The sequence below is a fragment of the Bacteroides sp. Phil13 genome, assembly GCF_001940965.1.
Lineage (GTDB): Bacteria > Bacteroidota > Bacteroidia > Bacteroidales > Bacteroidaceae > Bacteroides > Bacteroides intestinalis.
In genome coordinates this window covers 43,343-61,457 of sequence record NZ_MSHA01000043.1, presented here as the reverse complement: position 1 = coordinate 61,457, position 18,115 = coordinate 43,343, and the positions used below count along the sequence as shown (strand labels likewise).

20 protein-coding genes and 5 pseudogenes are annotated in these 18,115 nt (G+C 47.9%); 20 read left to right on the top strand and 5 right to left on the bottom strand.

All coding sequences use genetic code 11. The features are described from left to right. From BWI44_RS08120 to BWI44_RS08025, 20 genes and pseudogenes are all read left to right on the top strand, one after another. The coding region (locus BWI44_RS08120; RefSeq protein WP_286812925.1) for a hypothetical protein at positions 1-258 on the top strand (258 nt) is incomplete at its 5' end. 624 nt (positions 259-882) lie between these two features. After that, the gene (locus BWI44_RS08115; protein ID WP_004315593.1) at positions 883-1,077 is read left to right on the top strand and encodes a hypothetical protein; all 195 of its coding nucleotides are present in this window, start codon (positions 883-885) and stop codon (positions 1,075-1,077) included. A 63-nt stretch (positions 1,078-1,140) separates the two neighbouring features. After that, the gene (locus BWI44_RS08110; RefSeq protein WP_278703127.1) at positions 1,141-1,551 is read left to right on the top strand and encodes a ParA family protein; all 411 of its coding nucleotides are present in this window, start codon (positions 1,141-1,143) and stop codon (positions 1,549-1,551) included. Between the two features lie 2 nt (positions 1,552-1,553). Continuing rightward, positions 1,554-2,048: a DUF3408 domain-containing protein gene (locus tag BWI44_RS08105; RefSeq protein WP_278703073.1), complete on the top strand. Its 495-nt coding sequence runs from the start codon at positions 1,554-1,556 to the stop codon at positions 2,046-2,048. A 3-nt stretch (positions 2,049-2,051) separates the two neighbouring features. Then, positions 2,052-2,990 carry a hypothetical protein gene (locus BWI44_RS08100; protein WP_278703074.1) on the top strand — a complete coding sequence of 313 codons (939 nt, stop codon included), beginning with the start codon at positions 2,052-2,054 and terminating at the stop codon, positions 2,988-2,990. 471 nt (positions 2,991-3,461) lie between these two features. Further along, positions 3,462-3,761, top strand: a complete 300-nt coding sequence (locus BWI44_RS08095; protein WP_278703076.1) for a DUF4134 domain-containing protein — start codon at positions 3,462-3,464, stop codon at positions 3,759-3,761. A 23-nt stretch (positions 3,762-3,784) separates the two neighbouring features. Further along, positions 3,785-4,105, top strand: a pseudogene (locus BWI44_RS08090) (DUF4133 domain-containing protein). 3 nt (positions 4,106-4,108) lie between these two features. Next, a pseudogene (locus BWI44_RS08085) lies at positions 4,109-6,613 on the top strand (TraG family conjugative transposon ATPase). A 22-nt stretch (positions 6,614-6,635) separates the two neighbouring features. Continuing rightward, on the top strand, positions 6,636-6,767 hold the full coding sequence (locus BWI44_RS08080) for a hypothetical protein (RefSeq protein WP_008020351.1): 132 nt from the start codon (positions 6,636-6,638) through the stop codon (positions 6,765-6,767). Continuing rightward, a complete protein-coding gene (locus tag BWI44_RS08075) occupies positions 6,768-7,043 on the top strand; it encodes a hypothetical protein (RefSeq protein WP_004313115.1) in 276 nt (91 codons plus the stop codon). Between the two features lie 4 nt (positions 7,044-7,047). Then, positions 7,048-7,677 (top strand): annotated as a pseudogene (locus tag BWI44_RS08070) (DUF4141 domain-containing protein). Between the two features lie 28 nt (positions 7,678-7,705). Next, positions 7,706-8,719, top strand: a complete 1,014-nt coding sequence (gene traJ / locus BWI44_RS08065; protein WP_011965471.1) for a conjugative transposon protein TraJ — start codon at positions 7,706-7,708, stop codon at positions 8,717-8,719. Between the two features lie 30 nt (positions 8,720-8,749). After that, positions 8,750-9,373, top strand: a pseudogene (traK, locus tag BWI44_RS08060) (conjugative transposon protein TraK). Then, the gene (locus tag BWI44_RS08055; RefSeq protein WP_286812885.1) at positions 9,363-9,653 is read left to right on the top strand and encodes a type II secretion system protein M; all 291 of its coding nucleotides are present in this window, start codon (positions 9,363-9,365) and stop codon (positions 9,651-9,653) included. Before traK ends, BWI44_RS08055 begins: the two are co-directional and overlap by 11 nt. Further along, positions 9,637-10,494: a conjugative transposon protein TraM gene (locus tag BWI44_RS08050; RefSeq protein ID WP_286812883.1), complete on the top strand. Its 858-nt coding sequence runs from the start codon at positions 9,637-9,639 to the stop codon at positions 10,492-10,494. Before BWI44_RS08055 ends, BWI44_RS08050 begins: the two co-directional genes overlap by 17 nt. 12 nt (positions 10,495-10,506) lie before the next feature. Next, positions 10,507-10,911, top strand: a complete 405-nt coding sequence (gene traM / locus BWI44_RS08045) for a conjugative transposon protein TraM (RefSeq protein ID WP_225694578.1) — start codon at positions 10,507-10,509, stop codon at positions 10,909-10,911. A 4-nt stretch (positions 10,912-10,915) separates the two neighbouring features. Next, positions 10,916-11,815 carry a conjugative transposon protein TraN gene (gene traN, locus BWI44_RS08040; protein ID WP_225694579.1) on the top strand — a complete coding sequence of 300 codons (900 nt, stop codon included), beginning with the start codon at positions 10,916-10,918 and terminating at the stop codon, positions 11,813-11,815. An 18-nt stretch (positions 11,816-11,833) separates the two neighbouring features. After that, positions 11,834-12,424 carry a conjugal transfer protein TraO gene (locus BWI44_RS08035; protein ID WP_225694580.1) on the top strand — a complete coding sequence of 197 codons (591 nt, stop codon included), beginning with the start codon at positions 11,834-11,836 and terminating at the stop codon, positions 12,422-12,424. Between the two features lie 25 nt (positions 12,425-12,449). Next, positions 12,450-12,911, top strand: coding sequence for a TraQ conjugal transfer family protein (locus BWI44_RS08030; RefSeq protein ID WP_225694581.1), 462 nt, complete (start codon positions 12,450-12,452; stop codon positions 12,909-12,911). A 156-nt stretch (positions 12,912-13,067) separates the two neighbouring features. Beyond that, entirely contained in the window at positions 13,068-13,979 is a 912-nt protein-coding gene (locus tag BWI44_RS08025) for a M48 family metalloprotease (protein ID WP_286812879.1), read from the top strand. 21 nt (positions 13,980-14,000) lie between these two features. Here BWI44_RS08025 and BWI44_RS08020 read toward each other — a convergent pair whose 3' ends face one another. The 5 genes and pseudogenes from BWI44_RS08020 to BWI44_RS08000 form a co-directional block, all read right to left on the bottom strand. Then, the gene (locus BWI44_RS08020; protein ID WP_225694583.1) at positions 14,001-14,462 is read right to left on the bottom strand and encodes a hypothetical protein; all 462 of its coding nucleotides are present in this window, start codon (positions 14,460-14,462) and stop codon (positions 14,001-14,003) included. A gap of 360 nt (positions 14,463-14,822) precedes the next feature. Further along, a complete protein-coding gene (locus BWI44_RS08015) occupies positions 14,823-15,062 on the bottom strand; it encodes a hypothetical protein (protein ID WP_225694584.1) in 240 nt (79 codons plus the stop codon). A 129-nt stretch (positions 15,063-15,191) separates the two neighbouring features. Beyond that, on the bottom strand, positions 15,192-17,081 hold the full coding sequence (locus BWI44_RS08010; RefSeq protein ID WP_286812876.1) for a ParB/RepB/Spo0J family partition protein: 1,890 nt from the start codon (positions 17,079-17,081) through the stop codon (positions 15,192-15,194). 26 nt (positions 17,082-17,107) lie between these two features. Continuing rightward, on the bottom strand, positions 17,108-17,698 hold the full coding sequence (locus tag BWI44_RS08005; RefSeq protein WP_225694586.1) for a hypothetical protein: 591 nt from the start codon (positions 17,696-17,698) through the stop codon (positions 17,108-17,110). A 64-nt stretch (positions 17,699-17,762) separates the two neighbouring features. Continuing rightward, positions 17,763-18,115, bottom strand: a pseudogene (locus BWI44_RS08000) (fusion protein); the annotation flags it as partial.

Sequence of the window (18,115 nt, the reverse complement as noted above, 5' to 3'; positions counted from 1 at the left end):
AAGTTCGACTTAGGAGAACTGACACCCCCGAAAGAACTTTCGGGGCAAGACTTTCAGCGGGTGGAAATATTTTCAACCGCTGAAAGTACACCTCGCTATATGCTGATGCATATTAAAATCCGGCTGGGCCGGATTAAAGGTCTGAAGGGTTTGTTTTACGTTCTCTTTTCGAGAACGGGCTGCGCTCTCCCGGCGACAAAGGTAGATAGTTTTTTCTGTCCGTGCATCATGGCGTATCACGCCAACACCCGCCAATGAATGACTTTGGAACCGGGGGTACTTCATGACTGCTCTTTTTGAGGTTTATTTGTAGCCGGATAGTTATTTAGCCACTTATCCGGATAGATAAAAAGATGGTTATCAAGATAACTATGCGGACGGTTTTCTATCCGAATAGCTTTTTGTCTGGATAGCCATTTGATTAAATAAGTTTTCAGATAAGCGTTCATAAGGTTATCTATCCGCTTATATGTCTATAGATATATAAAGATGTATAGACAAGCAAGTGGATATTCGGATAAATGGATAGGCAAATAGACTATTAGCTAAATACTTAGATAAACAACCGGATAGCTATGTGGCTACATAGCTGAATAGATAAATAGCTATATAATTGGATAGCTATGTAAGTATGTAGCTAAATAGACAAATAGCTTCATAGCTAAGTAGCTATATAGCTATAAAGCTAGACTGATAATGAAATGAATGAACGGATAAGTGGATAGGCGTCTATCCACTAAACTATCAATAAATCAAATTATTCACTTAAATTAGGTAACAATGGAAAAGAGAAAGAAAACATTATTCGTTTCGTTCGCTACCCAGAAAGGTGGCGTGGGTAAATCAACATTCACCATTTATGCGGCATCGTGACTGCATTATGTGAAAGGACTGAATGTAGCTGTGGTGGATTGTGACTATCCGCAGCACTCAATCATCAAACAGAAAAAAAGGGATATGGAAGTGGTAAAGACTGTTCCCGTTTATCAGAGTCTGCTTGTTGAACAGTCGGAACGGCTGGACAAGAGGGCTTATCCGGTTATCGGCAGTAACCCGGCAGACTGCATGGCGGATTGAAGGGTATTTGAAGACAAAACGGATACGCATTATGACGTGGTGCTGTTCGATCTGCCCGGAACTATGGGTAGCGATGGGGTTATCGCCGCAATCAGTGCGTTCGATTATCTGTTCGTACCGATAAAGGCAGACCGTCTTGTGCTGGAAAGCACACTGAACTTTGCTACTACCATTAATGACCGCCTGATAAAGACCGGCTTGTCTTCTCTGAAAAGGCTGTGTCTATTCTGGAATATGGTGGATCGAAGAGAACGCACTACATTGTATGACATCTACCAGCAGGGGTTCTCCCTGTTAGGGTTGGACTGCCTTCAAACACGTATTCCCGTGCGCAGTAACTTCACTAAAGACTTGTCCTCCACGGGCGGCCCCGTTTACCGAAGTACGCTATTTGCTCCCGATGCGGCATTCACCAGAGAGTGCGGCTTTGATATATTCATGGATGAAGTCATGGGAATACTTAAAAACGAATAGTCATGGCAAAGAAAACAAACGGACAGAATCCGGTGGACGAAGCGTATCTGCGCAGTCTGATGGCTGGTGTTCCATCGGAACCACCTTCATCTCCGGCTCCTTCCATTGCCGGAAAGAGTGGTGAAAATAGAGCAACTGCTTTATCTGATGAAAAAGGAAAAGCGGATAACAATGAGAATGGAACAGTAAGGGATATTTCCGGTGCGGATAATACCGGCTGTTCGGAATTGGTTACGGATAAACCGTCACCGAAAACGATTCGCACCGCATTGGCTGACTTTATCCGTAAGTTCCTCACACCTTATAAATGCGAAGGCAGACAGGGGGTATATATAGACAAGGAACTGCACCAGAAAATATCCGTTATTGTAGGGATTGCCGGTAAACGGCAGTTGACGGTAGGCAACTATATAGATAATGTATTGAAAGAGCATTTCGAAAAACATGCGGATGAGGTGAAAACTTATCTCCAAAAGAGTTATAACAAAATATTTTAGGTTATGGATATACAATCAGGTTACTATGAAGCCGGAATAGTTCTGTTCTGGCTGCTGTTCGCTTATCTGTTCATGGACAAGTTCCTGTTCAGGGGCGGACTCGGCGAGATATGTTTCGGGAAGATGCGCCGCCGGATGGCAAAAGGTCTGCGGAGCATTGCCGGATGGTTCGATCCGACAAAAGAAGAACCGAAGAAAGGACGCAGGCGTACGAAAGGAAAAACGGAAAAGAAAGAAGTTCTGGCAGTGGCAGTGCCGGAAGCTGAAGAAAGGAACCACCCAACTGTAAAAGTGGAAATGAAAGGCAAAGAAAAGGATGAAGTTAAGGAAAAGACAAAAGGCAAGAACATGGAAAAGCCGCCCCAAAAACGGCCTGAAACGGACAGCCTTGTCGTTACAAAAAGCTATGGTACACGCCAACAGGCGCCAATAAACGCCACCGGTTCCGGGGCTATTGCAGGTAAGGAAAATGCCTCTACTTTTGCTGACAGAAACGAGGAAACAGTGCCACAGAAGGCTGTACAAGTGCCGCCTGAGCGCATCCCGGATTTGTTCCGGGACAAGCGTGTGGAAGAGTGGCGGGCTTCTGAGGCCGATAGTTCCGGCAGGCTTGAGGATGATAAGGGACAGACTGAAAACGGTGACGACGTGGATACGGACGAACTGAATGAGGAACTGGAAGATTTGAACTGTGCCCGTGAAGATTATCCGGGCGGTGCAGCCGGTATCGGGCCGGAAGAGATTGACCTGATTATCGACCTCTGCAATGGCAAGGATATTCCGACAGACAAACGGTTGTCCCTTTTAAGGGCGATCCACCATATCAAGGATACGCAGATTGAACGCTCGATACTGGAAAGTATCAATGGTAGCGACAGCCGTATCAGCAAATTTCTGGATGAAGCCGAACATTTGAATGAGGCTGCTCCGGACAGTGACTAACCAATTAGAAAAGGAGGTAACAATGGCAAGAGGTTATTTTGATACGGGTTGATGGCCCGTATCACTATAAGGAGAGAGATTTCGGTAGGAAACCAACAACAAAACGTATCATCCATGTTTATGACGTATTTCGATTCAAGTTGACAAACGGCGGTTTCCCCTTATGACGGGAAACGTATTAATACCCAAAGAGACAATCATTCCATTAACTTATCCATAAAACGACAGCGGCAATGACAAACGGCTATTACGATTCGGGATGATTCGCATCCCGCTTTCAAGAGAGAATTAACAAGAATGTTTCACCACCAAATCAAGTGACAATGCAAATGGCATATTATGACTCCGGCTGATTTCCGGCCGGAACTTACCCCCTGAATCAATAAACCATAAGCGGCTGCGGGTTGCCTATGGGGATAGTGAAAGGGGCAGTCCGTGGCTTTTTTAATTACTTAAAAATCACGGAGATAAATGAAAAAGAAAAGATTGATTATGATGCTGGCCGCTATTGCGGCGGCAAGTGCGGCAATGGCACAAGGAAACGGGCAGGCAGGTATCACCGAAGCGACACAACTCGTGACCGGATATTTCGATCCCGGCACAAAACTGATTTATGCAATCGGTGCCGTAATCGGCCTCGTCGGTGGAATCAAGGTATATCAGAAGTTCAGTTCGGGCGACCCCGACACGAGTAAAACTGCCAGTTCGTGGTTCGGAGCCTGTATCTTTCTGATAGTCGCCGCCACCATTCTGAGGTCGTTCTTCCTCTAAAAACATAAAAAAGACAATAACTTATGGCTGATTTTGAAATAAATAAAGGGGTGGGCCGTGAAGTTGAGTTCAAGGGACTCCGGGCACAGTACCTGTTTATTTTCGCCACCGGACTGCTTGCCGTATTCGTGATGTTCGTCATCATGTATATGGCGGGTGTCGGACAGTGAATCTGCATCGGTTTCGGAGTATCGGCGGCTACGGTACTGGTATGGCTGACCTTTACGCTGAACCGTAAATACGGCAGCCACGGACTGATGAAGCTGTTCGCGGCCCGGCAGCATCCCCGGAGAATCCTCTCACGAAAACGTATCACACGTCTGATCAACAAACAACAATCGTAAATTATGAGAAGTATATTAAAAGCATCCACACTGGAAAGCAAGTTTCCCATCATGGCGGTGGAACACGGCTGCATCGTCAGCAAGGACGCCGACATCACGGTCGCTTTCCGGGTCACACTGCCGGAAGTATTTTCGGTATCATCCGCAGAATATGAGGCGATGCACGCCACATGAGCGAAGGCAATCAAGGTGTTGCCGAACTATTCAATCCTGCACAAACAGGATATTTTCATCACGGAGAAATACGAGCCGGACATTCGCCGGGACGAACTCAGCTTTCTCTCCCGCAGTTTTGAACGCCACTTCAACGAACGTCCCTACCTGCACCACGCCTGCTACCTGTTCCTCACCAAGACCACCAAAGAGCGCTCCCGGCAACAAAGCAACTGGAACACGCTCTGCCGTGGTTTTCTGGTTCCGAAGGAGATAAGGGACAAGGAAACGGTGGAGCGTTTCATGGAAGCGGTGGGACAGTTTGAAAGTATCGTTAACGACAGCGGACTTGTCAGGCTGGAACGGCTGACCACGGAAGAGATTACGGGAACGGAGAACGAACCGGGTATTATCGAACGGTACCTTACGCTCTCGGCCGACGGAACGACCATGTTGCAGGACATGCAATTGAATCCGGACGAAATGCGTATCGGTGACAAGCGGCTCTGCCTGCATACACTTTCCGACCTCGATGACCTGCCGGGAAAGGTAAGGACGGACGGGCGATACGAACGCCTCTCGACAGACCGTTCGGACTGCCGTTTGAGTTATGCCGCCCCCGTGGGCGTAATGCTGCCCTGCGACCATATCTACAACCAGTGGATATTCATAGATGACAGCAACGAAAACCTTTCCCGTTTCGAGAAGATGGCGAAGAACATGCAGTCGCTTTCCCGGTACAGCCGCAGTAACCAGATCAACAAGGAGTGGCTGGACGAATACCTGAATGAAGCGCATACCAATGGATTGCAGTCGGTGCGCTGCCATTGCAACATCATCGCATGGGCGGAAAACGGGGACGAACTCCGCAGGGTGAAGAACGATGTGGGAAGCGCACTGGCTTTGATGGAATGTACCCCGCACCATAACACGACCGACCTTCCGGCTCTCTATTGGGCGGGTATACCAGGAAATGAAGCGGACTTTCCGGCCGAAGAGACGTTCTACACATTCACCGGGCAGGTGCTCTGTTTCTTCACGGCTGAAACCTGTTACCGGAACTCGCTCTCTCCCTTCGGCATCCGCATGGTGGACAGGCTGACGGGAAAGCCCGTCTTCCTCGACATATCGGATTTGCCCATGAAAAAAGGGGTGGTGACTAACAGAAACAAATTCATACTCGGCCCCAGCGGCAGCGGGAAAAGTTTCTTTACCAATCATCTCGTGAGGCAGTACTGGGAACAAGGGACGCATATCCTGCTGGTGGACACCGGAAATTCATACAAGGGACTCTGTGACCTGATACATCAGAAGACCGGAGGGGACGACGGGATTTATTTTACATATAAGGAAAATGATCCGATTTCTTTCAATCCGTTTTTCACGGAGGATTACCGGTATGACATCGAGAAGCGGGACAGCATCAAGACACTGATACTCACCCTTTGGAAAAGGGAGGACGAACCGCCCCGACGTTCGGAAGAGGTGGCGCTCTCGAATGCGGTTAGCCTGTATATCGAAAAGATAAAGAAGAACCGGAAGATAAAGCCGAACTTCAACTCGTTCTATGACTTTGTAAGGAAGGACTACCGCAAGATACTGGCAGACAAGAACGTGCGGGAGAAGGACTTTGATGTGGACGGTTTTCTGAACGTGCTGGAACCTTATTATAAGAACGGTGAATACGGGTATCTGCTGAACTCGGACAAGGAACTGGATTTACTGAACAAACGGTTTATTGTATTTGAGTTGGATGTTGTGAAGGATAATCCAATCCTCTTTCCGGTTGTCACCATCATTATCATGGAGACGTTTATAAATAAAATGAGACGTTTGCAAGGTATCCGCAAGATGATACTGATTGAGGAAGCTTGGAAGGCAATCGCCAAGGAAGGTATGGCAAACTACATCCGTTATCTTTTTAAAACAGTCAGAAAGTTTTACGGAGAGGCGGTTGTAGTGACGCAGGAAGTGGATGATATTATCTCTTCCCCCGTTGTGAAAGAGACGATTATCAACAACAGTGACTGCAAAATACTGCTCGATCAGCGGAAGTATCAAAACAAGTTCGACCAGATACAGAACCTGCTCGGCCTGACGGACAAGGAACGCAGCCAGATACTTTCTATCAATCTTGCCAATGCAGCGAACCGCCTTTATAAAGAGGTCTGGATTGGGCTTGGCGGTACGCAAAGTGCGGTATATGCGACAGAAGTTTCGGCTGAAGAGTACCTTTGCTACACCACCGAAGAGACTGAGAAACAGGAACTTACCCACCTTACGGAAAAGCTGGGCGGAAACATCGAGCTGGCTATCAAACAACTTGCCGAAAGCAAACGGCAGGAAAACAAGTAACCATATTAATCTATAGATAACAATGAGTAAGAAAGATTTATTAAGCCAATGCAGGGAAGCACTCGGAGATGCGACCCTGACCAATCTGGATCTGCTGAACCTGATCGGAGAAATGAAGAAGGAACTGGAACACGACCGCATCTGCGGTCACTGAATGAACAAGGAAGGCGGCTCCACGCTGACAATCCGTAAATCCAACCATGTGACGGACGGATTCAAGGGATACAAGGCTACGCTGTTCGCCGGAGAAATGAGTTATACCGAAATCAATATCCCGCTTCGGAAAGGGGACGACCTTTTCCTGCACGGGAACAAGGATGCCGGATGTATCGGGTATTTCAGCGGAAGCGAGGTATTGCTGTTCGGCTGTTACGGACTGTTTGCCCGTGATGACGACAGCCGGTATTTACTTACCAAAGAAAGGAGATAGACGCATGAAAAAGAGACTACTAATTCTATTCATGGCAATGCTGTCCCTTTCGGTAACAAGCAAAGCACAATGGGCAGTGATAGACCCTACGAACCTTGCTCAAGGCATTGTAAACTCGGCCAATGAAATTGTACAGACTTCCACAACGGCACAGAACATGTGAAGTAACTTTCAGGAGACTGTAAAGATTTACCAGCAGGGAAAGGCCTACTACGACGCTTTGAAATCCGTACACGATCTCGTAAAAGGGGCACGCAAGGTACAACAGACTATCCTTCTGGTAGGTGACATCAGCGATATTTACGTGACCAATTTCAATACGATGATGGGCGACCCGAATTTTACCGTGGAAGAACTCTCGGCCATTGCTTTCGGGTATAACCGGTTGCTTGAAGAAAGCAGCAACCTGCTGCTGGACTTGAAGGAAGTGACCACGGCTACCGGACTCTCGATGACCGACAAGGAACGGCTGGACATCATCAACCGGATATATGGCGAAGTGCTGGAATACAAGAACCTGACATGGTACTATACCCGAAAGAATATCGGCATATCGTACCTGCGCAGCAAGAAGAAGGGGGATTCCCGGCGGGTGCTTGCCCTGTACGGGACACACGACCAGCGTTACTGGTAATCATTCATCCTTAAAAAACAGATAGACTATGGTATTACTATCAATAGACTGGACGAACCTGCATGAGTTGTTGCGTTCGCTTTACGATGAAATGATGCCGCTGTGCGAGGATATGGCCAGTGTGGCAAAGGGAGTGGCCGGTATCGGTGCCCTGTTCTACGTGGCCTACCGGGTGTGGCAGTCCCTTTCAAGGGCGGAAGAGATAGACGTGTTCCCACTCTTCAGACCATTTGTGCTGGGCCTTTGCATCATGTTCTTTCCTACTATGGTGCTGGGGACAATCAACGGGATTCTTTCCCCCGTATGCAGTGCCACTTCCTCACTGGTGGAACAGCAGACTTTCGACATGAAGAAGTATCAGGAAGAGAAGGACGAACTGGAACGGGAAGCGATGCTGCGTGACCCGGCAAAGGCTTTCCTTGTGAGTGATGAGGAATTTGACAAGAAGATAGACGAGCTTGGCTGGTCGCTGGGGGACATGGACACGATGATAAACATGTACGGGCAGAAGGCGGTGTATGACATGGGGGAAAAGGTGAGGCAATGGTTCCGGGAACTGCTGGAACTCTTCTTTCAGGCAGCCTCGCTGCTGATAGACACGCTGAGGACTTTCTTTCTGATTGTCCTTTCCATACTGGGGCCTATCTCTTTTGCACTGGCCGTCTATGACGGGTTCCAGAGTACGCTCACCACATGGTTGTCACGCTATATCTGTATTTACTTATGGCTACCCGTGGGCGACCTGTTCGGGGCTATCCTCTCACGCATACAGGTTCTGATGTTGCAGCAGGACATCAAACAGATGCAGGATCCGACATTCATACCGGACGCATCGGGCAGTGTGTATTGTATATTCATGATTATAGGTATCATCGGTTATTTCTGCGTTCCCACGGTGTCCTCGTGGATTATCCAGGCAGGCGGTGCGGGAGCTTACGGACAGAAGGCTAACGGTGCCGGGAAAATGGCCGGGAACGGTGCGGCGGCAGTCGGCGGCGCAGTCGGCGGATCGGTAGCCGGACGCATCAAGAAAATGTTCTAAACATATCACTTTAAAAAACAGAAAAAAGACATGGAGTTCAAATCATTAAAAAACATCGAGACATCATTCCGGCAGCTACGGCTGTTCGGAATGGTATTCCTGGGAGTATGCGCACTGGTAACGGTCTTCGCCACCTGAAAGGCATACGAGTTTGCCGAGGCGCAGCGGCAGAAAATCTATGTACTGGACAGCGGAAAGTCGCTGATGCTGGCACTTTCGCAGGACGTGCAGCAGAACCGCCCCGTGGAAGCGAGGGAACATATCAGACGTTTCCACGAATTGTTTTTCACCGTATCACCAGACAAGAGCGCCATTGAAAGCAATGTGCAACGTGCCCTTTACCTTTCGGATGAAAGTGCCATCGGTTACTACCGGAACTTGCAGGAGAAAGGCTACTTCAACCGGATGATAGCGGGAAACATCTCGCAGACGCTGACGGTGGACAGCATACAGGGGAACTTCAACAGTTATCCATACGAGATGAAGACCTATAGCCGGCAGCACATCATCCGTTCGAGCAGCGTTACCGAAAGGTCGCTTGTCACCACCTGCCGTCTGAGGAATGTAACCCGAAGCGACAACAATCCGCAGGGCTTTCTGATAGAGAGTTTTAACATCATCGAAAACAGAGACATCGGACAGTATGAAAGATAACGGTATAAAAAAGGTCTTCCACTCGTTCAGAACGGAGAAAGACCGATATATAATAAAACTCCGCAGACGGTGGCAACGGTTGAGCTACCGACAGCAAAGGATTATCATCCTTTACCTGCTCGGACTCTTCGCCGCTATCGACCTTGCCTACATCGTGGGCGGTTTTTGCGGGACAGACAAATTTCCGATTGAGGTACAGCATCTCCAAAGGATTGCACTTCCTGAAGCGGACAGTATCCAACCATTAAAAAACAATGTATCCAATGACACAATCCGATAAGAAAGAAGAGAAAGAAAAGGAGCGGGAAACACAGAAGGCGGGTTTCGCATCCGAAAAAGAGAAGAAGTTAAGCGGCAAGGCCGCCGAAAAACTGAAATTCTATGGCGTGGTGGCAGTCCTCTCCCTGCTTTGTGCCGGATTCATCTGGTTTATCTTCAAACCGGACGCATCCGAAACAGTGGAAGGGACGGCAGGCATCAACACAACGATACCCGACGCTATCACACCTGAGACGATGGCCGACAAACAGAAGGCTTACGAACTGGAAGAGATGAAGAAGCGCAGGCAGGAGAAGGTAAGAACCTTGCAGGATGTGACCGGGGAGTACTTAATACCGGACACAATGGACGGGCTGAAACCGGAAAAAGATGCACCCAAAGCGGATGCTATCCGGGAGTCCAGAGAAAAGCAGCGGCAGATTTCAAGGCAGATCACCTCGTTCTATCAGGAACCGAAGGAGAGTCCGAGGGTGGACGAACTGGAACGGCAGGTGAAGGAGCTTAACGAAAAGCTGGAACGCGAACGGAAAGGACAAGACCCGCTGGAACTGATGGAAAAGTCGTATGAGATGGCGGCACGCTATTTCCCCGGACAGACGGGCGGACAGGTGAAGAACATACAGCCTGCGGACGTTACGGGCGGTTCATCCGGCAATCTTGCTGCCATAGCTGCCGGACGTGTCACGGAGAATGTGGTATCGTCACTGGCTGCGCCACCGTTACCGGATTCAATACCCCGCAATTACGGTTTTGCCACGGCCGTGGGCGGTGGACAGCTTGCCGGAGCCAATACGATACGTGCCTGCGTGGCCGAAGACCAGACAGTGACCACCGGAGCATGACTGAAGTTCCGGTTGCTGGAACCGCTGCAAGTGGGCGGTGTGCTTGTACCTGCCAATACTCCGCTATATGGTACGGTGCGTATCGAAGGGCAGCGGATGGCAGTCACAGTAAACTCCATAGAGAGTGGCGGGAATATCCTGCCGGTGGAACTAACGGCTTACGATATGGACGGGCAGGCCGGACTTTTCGTTCCGAATACCGCAGAACGTACTGCCATGAAAGAAGCCGCCGCCAATATCGGGGGCAGTTTCGGAACAAGCATCTCGTTCACACGCAGTGCCTCGCAACAACTCGTCATGGACGTGACAAGGGGCGTGCTTAGCGGCGGATCACAATATCTGGCCACAAAGATGCGTGAGGTGAAGGTGGCTGTAAAGGCAAATTATCAACTTTTATTAATATCCAAAAAGCAGTAATCAGATGAAGACAAGAATTATTTTATCATTAGTAATACTTTTAACCGTATTGTCGGTAAAGGCTCAGGAACCGGTGGAAACAAAGATTTTCCCCACCAACCAGATTATCTCACCGCATAAGATTGAGGTGACTTTTCAGAAAACCGTACATATCCTTTTCCCTTCCGAAGTGAAATATGTGGATCTGGGTTCGTTCGACATCATAGCGGACAAGGCCACGGGAGCGGAAAATGTGGTACGCATCAAGGCGGCGGTGAAAGGTTTTGAAGGGGAAACGAACTTCTCCGTCATCACTGCCGACGGTTGTTTCTATTCTTTTAATGTGGTTTATAAGGACGAACCGGCGCAACTTTCCATTGAGATGGAAGACTGGCTACGGGACAATCCCGAAGGCGGGATTGCGGGTGACCGCATGTTCGTGAAGCTGAAAGAACTCGGTGGGGAGACACCGCTGGTGGTGAACCGCATCATGTACACGCTCTATAAGAGGAACAAAAGGGACATCAGGCATATCGGCTGCAAGAAGTACGGCATACAGACACTGCTCAAAGGGCTTTATATCAACAATGACCTGCTGTACCTGCATACTTCCCTGCGCAACAGTTCGGATATATCGTTCGACATTGACTATATCCGTTTCAAAGTGGTGGATAAGAAAGTAGCCAAGCGCACGGCCATGCAGGAAAACTTCATAGAACCTGTAAGGACATACAACCGCCTGACAACGGTGGACGGGAAAGCCACGGTGCGGGGTATATTCGTGCTGCCCAAGCTCACCCTGCCGGATGACAAACTGCTCGTGGTGGAGGTTTACGAAAAGGGCGGTGCCCGTCACCAGTCGTTCCGCATAGAGAATACCGACCTTGTGGCAGCAAAACTAATCAGTGAACTGCATCTGAAATAATAACCTATATATAATATAATGTATATGCAAAGAATACTATTCATACTGACAGTTGCCGTGTTGTCGCTCTTTGCGGGCGAAGCATATGCGCAGCGTGACCTGCCGGGACAGACAGGCATACAGTTCACATCGGGCGGGGTGAATCATTTCCTTTCATGGAAGAGTGGCGGCGAACGCCACTACTTCACCTCGCTGGCCTTTACACATTCCAACCGTAACCGTACCTACTGGCTGTATGGTCTGGATTATCAGATAAAGGAGTACACCTACGAAAATAAGGCAATACCCAAAGCGCAGTTCACGGGGGAACTCGGTTACTTTATTCCCGTATTGTCGGACAAGGGCCGGAACGTCTGTTTCCGTATCGGACTTTCCATTTTGGGCGGCTTCGAGACGGTCAACTGGGGAACCTCCCTGCTTCCTGACGGAGCGGCGGTGACAAACGGTGACTGCTTTATTTATGGCGGCGGTCTGACTGCGGCTTTCGATGTCTGGCTGACAGACCGGATTATCCTGCTGATGCAGGTAAAGGAAAGGGCGCTCTTCGGAACGGATGCGGGTAACTTCCATACCCAGATAGGATTGGGCGTTCGCCTTATTATTAACTAATAAAAAGAGAAAGGAGAAACAAAAAATGAAAAACGTATTATATAAATGTATAGGCGCACTGCTTGCGGCGCTGGTCTTCAGTTCTTGTAACGATGATATAGACATCCGGCAGGATTATGATTTCAGCCTCTCGTCATGGTATCTGCAAAAGCAGATTGCAACGGGTGAAACGGTGGAGATACGCTTTTATCTTGCCCGTGAAGGGGACTATGAAAAGGCGGAGTATGAAATAGGTTACATTCAGATGGAAGGCAAGGGAGAAGTGTCCGATAGTGAAGGCATAAAACTTGTGAACCGGGAAGTGAGGCCGCTGGCAGAGGTGCCGGGACTGGATACGGAAAATCCGGTCAGGCAGATATTCACCCTCTTTTACCGTTCGACAAGCGCCAGACGTTCGGAACTGAAATTCTTTGTCCGGGATAATTTTGGCAGGGAAAGAGAAATGACGGTGACGTTCGATTTAGAAAACACTACGGCAAAGGAATAACTGCTACCATTATCTATCAAGAAAGACGGTGGGGAAACCTGTCGTCTTTGTTTTATGAAATTTGCTTAATGAAAACAAATGAATAAGTAATTGTTCCGGATTGCACAAAATTTGTTTTTATATTTAGCCGGAAGTTAATAGTTCAATCATATACGCATGAAAACAACACTCAGAGTATTCCGTGTCATCAACAAGCTGTTGCTGCTGGCTTATGTCACGATAGTGAATTTTGTCTTTATTACGGTGTTTTACGCATTGCTACTTTCAATCTTGCGCCATATATGGCCGGCATATATACCGGGGCTGTTTGATGAGGGGGTGATTCCGTATTTAGTCAATACGTTACCGTATTATCTTTTGCTGTTATTCATCCTTTATTCCATTTCTCCGCTAAATGTGTGGGTGCTACGCAGAAAAGAAGGATACCGTCCTATGAACAGTTCCGATCGCATGAGGGTGGAACGGTTGCTTTCAGAAATGGGTATGAACCGGAAGCTGAAACTTTATCGTAACAATGACGCTCGGGTAAATGCCGCCGTATTCGGTTTCAATACGATAGGACTGACGGGCGGAGTACTCGCCTCCGCTTCGGATGAGGAGCTGAAGGGCATCATCAGCCATGAAGTGGGGCATATCTCCCATTACGACTTTGTCTATCAGGTTCTTTTATTCTCGATGGAGTCGTTCGGTTACCGCTGCCTTTATGGTATATTTCTTATTCCGGCTCTGATATTCGGGATAATTGGCAGCATGGTGTTTGCATTGGTTCCGGCTTTGGGCTTTGTGGGTGAACTCATAGCGAAGTTATGGTGGGCCGTTTACAAACTGCTTCACCGGATTATATACGGTATCAGCCGGATAACTGACGTGAATATCAATAAATATGCCGAGTACCGTTGTGATGCCTATGCAGTGAAATATGGTTGCGGCGAAGGATTGCTTTCTTTCCTCCGCCGGTTGAAAAGGACGGAAGACGTTTACGGTGAGCGTCCGACTTTCACCGAATATATCATGAGTACGCATCCATCCACCGAAAAACGGATTGCACGGCTGGAGAAACTACTGTAACCTGCGGTAAAGAATGTGTGCCTATATCATTTTACGGATATTGGTATAGGGAGTACCGGATGCGTATATCTGCTGCATTTCTGTGGAAAAGTCATCGTAATAATAGATGATATGACCGCTGACAAGCGCATTGCCAAAAAACTCTTTTTCCGGAAGTATTTTTTTATTGTCCGCCTGCTTTATCAGGTCGTCATACAAGGCACGATACACCTTGTCGGTATCTGCCGGAAAAGCGGTTTCCGGTATGGCTACTGAAAGGATTATCTCCGGGCATTTGCCCGCTTCACGCAGCATGACTATCGTATCCGCACCTAATAATCCGATATAGGAATGCGGATTGCAGGTGAATGTGCGATAACCTTCATTATAAAGTGAAGGGATAATCCGGTAGAGTTCCATACGGATTTTATCTTCCTTGAATTGGTCGTATTTGGTTGTCTTTTCAATGGTACTGCCGGTAATGGCAACGTTCTTGTTGTACATCTTCCTATGATTTTTGAGTAATACCTTGTCCGTAACTTCCTGTTATGTACCAAAAAAAGCACGGAACTTAACAGGTTCTACTCTCCGGTACGACCAAGCACCCATGCAGGAAACGAGTTAAGACCGTGCCATTGGTGTATGACAAGGGCTCTGCCCGTTTATTCTCCTGCATTGAATTTGGTCGTTTCGAGAGTAAGAACAAACAGCTAAAAGCTATTCTAATATGTTATCATTCAAAATCTTTAATCTTATAACTTTCTTTTTTGGTTCAACCCTGCAAAAATAGAAAAAAGCCGGGCAACCGCATAGGGATTGCCCGACTTTTTTAAGAGGAAGTATTCAGGTGTGGGGTGTGGCAGGTCATTCCACCGGCTCGCCGCCATAGCGAAGGCGGCAGATGTCCTCGTGGATTTCACACATGATATGCATCTGCATCCGCTTGCTGATATGACGGTTGTCGGAACGCATGAACAAACGGTTCTCTATCAGACTGCAAAACTTCGTGCCCTCCCTGCTTACAATGCAGACAATCTGATTCTCAAGAAAAAAATCCCTGTCGGTGGAATATTCCACATTCGGGGCTGTTCTTATATACTTCATATATCGGTATTTTAAAGGTTTTACGGTGGCGGTGTGGGTGGGGGCGTCCGGCCCTGCCCTCTGTTCTCTTGGGGGGCGGTGAAAAAGATGTGCCGGATGTTGTCTCCGGCACATGCTTTCTGTTCGGCTTCAGGCGGCTTTTCCGCTTTCGGGTTTCTCCGTTTTCGGGGCGGTGACTTTCTTCTCCGTCTTTTCTGCCGTCTGCTGTTTTTCCGCTTCTTTGGCTGCTTTCTTTTCCGCTTTCTTCATTTCCTTTATCCTTTCTTCCAAACGTTCATGGCGTTTCTGATATTCTTCCTCGTGGGTGGCTTTGGCAAGTCCGTACTGGTCGGGAAAGTGCATGTTTGCGAAGTCTCTTAACAGCTTGGATGCGTTGTTGTCTCCGTGGCCGTTCTCACAAAGAAAGTGACTGATGAAGTCCCGTTTGATGAGGGTCTTTTGTGCATCCGTCAGTTTGGCTACAATTTTCATCCGCTGTTTCTCGTCCAATGCGAAAGGCTGGTCTTTGATGCCAAAAAGCGAAAAATGCTTCCTTTGCAGTTGGGTAAGCATGGCGAAATAAACCATACCGTCTTCGTACTGCGTGAACGGGCTTTCGGGATAGTCGTTCTCCCGGACAATCTTTTTCGTGTCGGCAACGGTCTTTTCGATAGAAAGCTGTCTGAAACGCTTGTCCCTTTCCTGTAATGTCCCGATAGTGACGGAGGCGGTTTCCTTCCTGTTTATCTCCACGTAGCAGAGTTCGGGTTCCGTTTGCCCTACCTTTACATAGGTCTTTATCCTGCCTTCCTCCTTCATGCGGTCAAGTTCCTCCACCTTTCGGGCATATTCCTCGTTTCTGCGCTCAAATGTCTGCACCGCTTGTTCGTACTCTTTCGCTTGGGTGAACTGCTCTTTCTTCGGTGCTTCGGGGGCTTTTGGAAATTCCCGTGCCGATACGTTGTAATCGAGTTCCTTGATTTCATGCCCTTTCTTGTCCAATTTTTGTAGTGCCATATCGTTACGGCTTCCGTAATAGGGGCGTGCAACGACCAACTTCGGATCGGATTTCAAAAGTTTCTCCGTCTCTTTTGCCACATGGGCGGCATTCTTGGCTTCCAGACATTTGCGGTTTGTGCAGTGTCCGTATCCGTTATGCTCGGCAAAGAGATTGTAATTGGCTGCGTTGTGTACGCATGCCTTGCATTCCGTCTTGTCGAATTTGTATTGCTCAAGGTCGGTTGTGTAGTATTTCTCAAAATATTTCTTGAACAGATTGAGCGTGTAACCGCTCCAATCGTCCTTGTTGTCTGACTTGAGGTGGTTCTCATACACGTCCTTTTGGATATATGCTTCATAAGTGCTTATCTCTTCGGCTACGCTGATAGTGATTGTTTCATTGTCTAACAGTTCACCGATAGGCGCATAGAGTTCGTTCAGTTTCAATCGGGTATAGATATATTTCTCGCTTCGTCCGAAACGGCTGACAAGTGAATACATATCATACCTGCCCTTTTCAAGTAAGCGTTTGAATGCTTTCGCTTCTTCGGTGGGGCGTACTTCCTCACGCTGCAAATTTTCACTCAGTGACATATCTTCCGCTTCATCATCTGTTATATTATTATAGATAGTTGCCTTTATCGTCTTTGCTCCTGCAAGCAATGAGGCACGATAACGGCGTTCTCCGTATATGATTTCATAACCGCCTCCCGTGTGCGGGCGTACCGCAATGGCTTGCAAAACGCCCACTTCCCGAATGCTTTCCGCAAGTTCCTGCAATGATGCGTCATTGAATGTCTTGCGGTGGTTGTCCGTGCTTGGTTGTACGGTGGTGATGTCAAGGTCTGTTTCGGCTGTGGCCGTTGCAAGCGGTGTCTTGAACGTGACCTGCTGCGGTGTTTCTTCCGTAGTCGTGGGCACCTCCTGCGGTGTGAGTAATGTCATCGGCTTCGGGATGATTGCCAAAGTGGTTACTTTTACTGCATTTTCTTTCTCTAATTTCTGTACGCTGTTCTTCTGTACTTTCTTGTTCGTCTTCATAATGATAAGTTTTTAAATGTTGATAATTAATTGAATAGTTTTCCGTCTGAAAGGTATTCCCAACCGTTGACGTTGCTTTCTTCCGTGAAGTATTCCAAAGTCTGGGTACTCTCCATATCATCCCGACAAGCACGGAAAAAGCTGTCGAGACATTTGTTCATAAGGCTGTCAAACGTGACATTCTCGGTAGGGGATTTCAAAAACTGATAAATAGGATCGAGAATATCGTTATCAATGTAATAGCCTGTAAGTGGGCAACAGGTATCTATGAATATCCTACTTTTTCGTCCTTTCGTCCCTTTCCAAAAATATTTTGGCGTGTATAGGTCGTTCCAATGGTTGTTCATCAGATAGGCCATCAACCGCCAACCGCTTAGCCCGTCTATGCAGTCTTCCTGCCTGCTGTGGTAGTCATAACTGTAATTGCATGCGTCATATCTCCAATTACGGCACACGATACCGAAGCGTTCACAAAAGGCATCAAGGGTTTGGCGGTTCTCGTGCGTCCAACCGTAAAAGTATCCATTGCATAACCACTGGTTATACGCCTTTTCTTTGGCTTCCTCGGATAACTCGGTTATCCGATAGAGGGTGTATGTTCTTGTTTCTGTTCTCATGTCGTTACTTTTTTATGGGTTCATTGATAGGTGGGCGGATTGCTCCGCCCTGCCGTTCATGCTGTCATACATGGATGCACGTGGCGAGTGCTTCTCTTACTTTCAGCTCCTGCTTCTTGGAATATATCCACCCTGCACGCCTTTCGCCCTTATAAGTGAGGTTTGCACGGAACAGACCGTTCAAGTTTTTCAGAACGTCCTTTATCGGCTTGGTGTCACCGAATACGGCAATCGCCTTTTCGCTGTATTCCACGATTTCAAGACTGAGGGCTGAAAGGTCTGCGGTTGCTGTCGGCTGTTGTGTTTCGTTTTCCCTCTGCGGTGTTTTCATGCAAAGGTTGGCTTCATCTCCTGCGGTGTGCGCATACCGTTCTATGAACTTTTCAGGGTCGTAGATAGGCTCTTTCTCAACCGTCC

What these genes read in the sequence shown, in the direction of transcription:
- BWI44_RS08050 (WP_286812883.1), top strand. Translation starts at nt 9,637, where the DNA reads ATGACACAATCCGATAAGAAAGAAGAGAAAGAAAAGGAGCGGGAAACA.
- BWI44_RS08110 (WP_278703127.1), top strand. Translation starts at nt 1,141, where the DNA reads ATGGGTAGCGATGGGGTTATCGCCGCAATCAGTGCGTTCGATTATCTG.
- BWI44_RS08020 (WP_225694583.1), bottom strand. Translation starts at nt 14,462, where the DNA reads ATGTACAACAAGAACGTTGCCATTACCGGCAGTACCATTGAAAAGACA.
- BWI44_RS08055 (WP_286812885.1), top strand. Translation starts at nt 9,363, where the DNA reads ATGAAAGATAACGGTATAAAAAAGGTCTTCCACTCGTTCAGAACGGAG.
- BWI44_RS08095 (WP_278703076.1), top strand. Translation starts at nt 3,462, where the DNA reads ATGAAAAAGAAAAGATTGATTATGATGCTGGCCGCTATTGCGGCGGCA.
- BWI44_RS08100 (WP_278703074.1), top strand. Translation starts at nt 2,052, where the DNA reads ATGGATATACAATCAGGTTACTATGAAGCCGGAATAGTTCTGTTCTGG.
- BWI44_RS08010 (WP_286812876.1), bottom strand. Translation starts at nt 17,081, where the DNA reads ATGAAGACGAACAAGAAAGTACAGAAGAACAGCGTACAGAAATTAGAG.
- BWI44_RS08075 (WP_004313115.1), top strand. Translation starts at nt 6,768, where the DNA reads ATGAACAAGGAAGGCGGCTCCACGCTGACAATCCGTAAATCCAACCAT.
- BWI44_RS08035 (WP_225694580.1), top strand. Translation starts at nt 11,834, where the DNA reads ATGTATATGCAAAGAATACTATTCATACTGACAGTTGCCGTGTTGTCG.
- traJ (WP_011965471.1), top strand. Translation starts at nt 7,706, where the DNA reads ATGGTATTACTATCAATAGACTGGACGAACCTGCATGAGTTGTTGCGT.
- BWI44_RS08005 (WP_225694586.1), bottom strand. Translation starts at nt 17,698, where the DNA reads ATGAGAACAGAAACAAGAACATACACCCTCTATCGGATAACCGAGTTA.
- BWI44_RS08025 (WP_286812879.1), top strand. Translation starts at nt 13,068, where the DNA reads ATGAAAACAACACTCAGAGTATTCCGTGTCATCAACAAGCTGTTGCTG.
- BWI44_RS08080 (WP_008020351.1), top strand. Translation starts at nt 6,636, where the DNA reads ATGAGTAAGAAAGATTTATTAAGCCAATGCAGGGAAGCACTCGGAGAT.
- BWI44_RS08105 (WP_278703073.1), top strand. Translation starts at nt 1,554, where the DNA reads ATGGCAAAGAAAACAAACGGACAGAATCCGGTGGACGAAGCGTATCTG.
- traN (WP_225694579.1), top strand. Translation starts at nt 10,916, where the DNA reads ATGAAGACAAGAATTATTTTATCATTAGTAATACTTTTAACCGTATTG.
- BWI44_RS08015 (WP_225694584.1), bottom strand. Translation starts at nt 15,062, where the DNA reads ATGAAGTATATAAGAACAGCCCCGAATGTGGAATATTCCACCGACAGG.
- BWI44_RS08030 (WP_225694581.1), top strand. Translation starts at nt 12,450, where the DNA reads ATGAAAAACGTATTATATAAATGTATAGGCGCACTGCTTGCGGCGCTG.